Consider the following 3,904-nt stretch of genomic DNA (forward strand, 5'->3'; position numbering starts at 1 on the left):
GCGAGGCACCGGCCTGCCGCAGCTCGGCCAGCCGGCGGCGCGCCGCATCGCGCTCCAGCGCCAGCGAGCCGGCCACGTCGCGCAGCCGCATCGCATCGCCCTCGGCGCGCGCCTTGTACAGCGCGATCACCTCCAATTCGCGCGGATCCTGCGCCAGCGCCTTCTCGCGCTCGCTCAGCTTCTGCAGCTGCGCGCCGTAGATCGCCTGCGGCACCGGCACGCCGGTCTGCTTGACCGACAGCCACACCACCGGCACCAGGTAGGCCACCAGCAGCACGATGTACTGCGCCACCTGCGTCCAGGTGATCGCGCGCATGCCGCCGAGGAACGAGCACACCAGCACGCCGCCCAGCCCGAGGAAGATGCCGACCTCGAAGGCCACGCCGGTCAGCCGCGTGGTGATCAGCCCGACGCCGTAGATCTGCGCCACCACGTAGGTGAACGAGCAGAGGATGGCCGCGGCCGCGCCGATCAGCCGCGGCGCATGGCCGCCATAGCGGGCGCCGAGGAAGTCGGGAATCGTGAACTCGCCGAACTTGCGCAGGTACGGTGCCAGCAGCAGCGCCACCAGGCAGAAGCCGCCTGTCCAGCCCATGATGAACGCGAGGCCGCCATAGCCCTGCAGGTACATGGTGCCGGCCAGGCTGATGAAGGACGCGGCCGACATCCAGTCCGCCGCGGTCGCCATGCCGTTGTAGACCGCCGGCACGCGCCGCCCGGCCACGTAGTACTCGTTCGCGTCGGTGGTGCGGCAGATGATGCCGATGCCGGCATACAGCGCGACGGTGGCCAGCAGGAAGGTGACGCCGATCCAGCGCTTGGGCAGCCCGGCCTGCTCGGCGGCGGCGAGCGCCGCGATGAACGCCAGCAGGCCCACGGTGTAGAGCCCGTAGACCTTGTTGAGCCGGCGAAGAAAGCGGCGCTGCTCGCCGGGGTCACTCATGGCCGGCATGGTCGCCGCCCGGCTGCGCGGCGTCCATCCGGTTCATCACCCACGCGTAGGCGCCGATGATCGCGAGGAACACCAGCAAGGCGCCCTGCGCGCCGACCCAGAAGCTGAACGGCCAGCCGAAGAAGCCGAAGCCCAGGTCGCGCGCGAACCACGCGACGCCGAAGCCGACCGCGAACCACACCGCCAGCAGGCCGGCGACGATGCGCCGGTTGCGGCGCCAGTAGGCGGTGGGTTCGACCGGCGTCACATCACGCTCAACGTTTCGCGAGGCGCTGCCAGGTCTCGACGACCGTGTCGGGATTCAGCGAGATCGACACGATCCCCTCCTGCGCCAGCCAGTCGGCGAAGTCGGGGTGGTCGCTCGGCCCCTGGCCGCAGATGCCGATGTACTTGCCGACTGCACGGCAGGCCGCGATCGCGCGCGAGATCATCGCCTTCACGGCCGGATCGCGCTCGTCGAAGTCGCGCGCCAGCAGCTCCATGCCCGAATCGCGGTCGAGCCCGAGCGTCAGCTGCGTCAGGTCGTTCGAGCCGATCGACATGCCGTCGAAGTGCTCGAGGAACTGCTCGGCGAGGATCGCATTGCTCGGCACCTCGCACATCATGATGATGCGCAGCCCGTCCTGCCCGCCCGCCGAGGCCCGCTTGAGCCCGTGCTCGGCCAGCATCTCGACGACCCGTTTCGCCTGCCCGACGGWGCGCACGAACGGCACCATGATCTCGACGTTGTCGAGCCCCATGTCGCTGCGCACGCGCTTCAGGGCCTCGCACTCCATCGCGAAGGCCTCGCCGAAGCTCTCGCTGACGTAGCGCGACGCGCCGCGGAAGCCGAGCATCGGGTTCTCTTCCTCGGGCTCGTAGCGCGAGCCGCCGATCAGCTTGCGGTACTCGTTGCTCTTGAAATCGGAGAGCCGCACGATCACCGGCTTCGGCCAGAACGCGGCCGCGATGGTGGCCACGCCCTCGACCAGCTTGTCGACGTAGAACGCGCGCGGCGACGCATGCCCGCGCGCCACCGACTCGACCGCCTTCTTCAGGTCGAGGTCGATGTTCGGGTAGTCGAGGATCGCCTTCGGGTGCACGCCGATGTTGTTGTTGATGATGAACTCGAGCCGCGCGAGGCCGACGCCGCTGTTGGGCATCTGCGCGAAATCGAAGGCCAGCTGCGGGTTGCCGACGTTCATCATGATCTTCACCGGGCAGTACGGCAGCTCGCCGCGCTGCACCTCGGAGACCTCGGTGTCGAGCAGGCCCTCGTAGATGTAGCCGGTGTCGCCTTCGGAGCAGGCCACGGTGACGAGCGCGCCTTCCTTCAGCGTCTCGGTCGCGTCGCCGCAGCCGACCACGGCCGGGATGCCCAGCTCGCGCGCGATGATCGCCGCGTGGCAGGTGCGCCCGCCGCGGTTCGTGACGATGGCGCTGGCGCGCTTCATCACCGGCTCCCAGTTCGGGTCGGTCATGTCGGTGACGAGCACGTCGCCGGCCTGCACGGTGTCCATGTCGGCCAGGCTGTGCACGATGCGCACCGGGCCGGTGCCGATCTTCTGTCCGATCGCGCGGCCTTCGGCCAGCACGGTGCCGCTGCCCTTGAGCTTGTAGCGCTGCTCCGCCTTGCCGGCCGCCTGGCTCTTCACCGTCTCGGGGCGGGCCTGCAGGATGTACAGCTTGCCGTCGGCGCCGTCCTTGCCCCACTCGATGTCCATCGGGCGGGCGTAGTGCTGCTCGATGGTCAGCGCGTAGCCGGCCAGCTCGGCCACGTCGGCATCGCTCAGCGAATAGCGGTTGCGCAGCTCGGTGGCGGTGTCGACCGTCTTGACGAGCCTGCCCGACGCGGCGCGCTCGGCGGGCGTCGCGAACTCCATCTTGATCAGCTTGGAACCGAGGTTGCGGCGGATGATGGCCTGCTTGCCGTTGCGCAGCGCCGGCTTGTGCACGTAGAACTCGTCCGGGTTCACGGCGCCCTGCACCACCGTCTCGCCCAGGCCGTAGCTGGAGGTGATGAAGACGACGTCGGTGAAGCCGCTCTCGGTGTCGATCGTGAACATCACGCCGGCGGCGCCGAGGTCGGAGCGCACCATGCGCTGCACGCCGGCCGACAGCGCCACGTCGCTGTGGGCGAAGCCCTTGTGCACGCGGTAGCTGATGGCGCGGTCGTTGTAGAGGCTCGCGAAGACCTCCTTCATCTTGTGCAGCACCTCGTCGATGCCGATCACGTTGAGGAAGGTCTCCTGCTGGCCGGCGAAGCTGGCGTCGGGCAGGTCTTCGGCGGTGGCCGACGAGCGCACGGCGAACGACGCGCCCGGGTGGTCGGCCGTCAGCCGCGCGAATTCGGCGCGGATGGCGGTCTCCAGCTCGGGCGGGAACGGCGTGGCCTCGATCCAGGCACGGATCTGCGCGCCGGCCTCGGCCAGCGCCTTCACGTCATCGGTGTTGAGGGTGGAAAGTCGATCCTGGATGCGCGCGGCCAGGCCGTTGTGCGCGAGAAACTGTCGGAACGCGTGCGCCGTGGTGGCAAAGCCGCCGGGCACCCGCACGCCCGAGGCAGCCAGCTGGCTGATCATTTCGCCGAGGGAGGCGTTCTTGCCGCCGACCGCCTCGACGTCGGTCATTCTCAGATGTTCAAACGGTGCGACCAGGGCGGTCGCCAGGTTCGGAAGTGACATGGGAAAGCTCCGTGATGTTGAGAAACCGGTGCTTCCCGCCCGAACCGCGAACCCGAGCAATGCTCCGAGGGCTCCAGCAGGCGACGCGCGGTCCAGCGCTTGAGGTGTTCGAGTGGTGGCATGGACCTAGGGGGCGTCAGGGGCGATTTGGAAGATTGGGGGCGATTTTACGGGCCTTCCTGCCTATCATCGATGCCTCAACGCCCCCCTGTTCACATGGCCAATCGCACTGTCTACTTCGTTTCCGACGGCACCGGGATCACGGCCGAGACCTTCGGCAACTCGATCC

3 protein-coding genes are annotated in these 3,904 nt (G+C 68.7%); all 3 read right to left on the reverse strand.

Translation table 11 applies throughout. The features are described from left to right. Window positions 1-952, reverse strand: a 952-nt coding sequence (locus AC1D1T_RS30825) for a VC_2705 family sodium/solute symporter (protein WP_477993208.1), incomplete at its 3' end; no start/stop codon positions are given. After that, window positions 936-1,199 (reverse strand): DUF4212 domain-containing protein, encoded by a 264-nt coding sequence (locus AC1D1T_RS30830; protein ID WP_465112330.1) that lies wholly within the window; start codon window positions 1,197-1,199, stop codon window positions 936-938. The genes AC1D1T_RS30830 and AC1D1T_RS30825, both read right to left, overlap by 17 nt. 7 nt (window positions 1,200-1,206) lie before the next feature. Then, complete coding sequence (gene ppsA / locus AC1D1T_RS30835) at window positions 1,207-3,615, reverse strand: phosphoenolpyruvate synthase (RefSeq protein WP_477993209.1); 2,409 nt, start codon at window positions 3,613-3,615, stop codon at window positions 1,207-1,209. Window positions 3,616-3,904 lie beyond the last annotated feature (289 nt).

This window comes from Rhizobacter sp. P2_H3, from assembly GCF_056403355.1.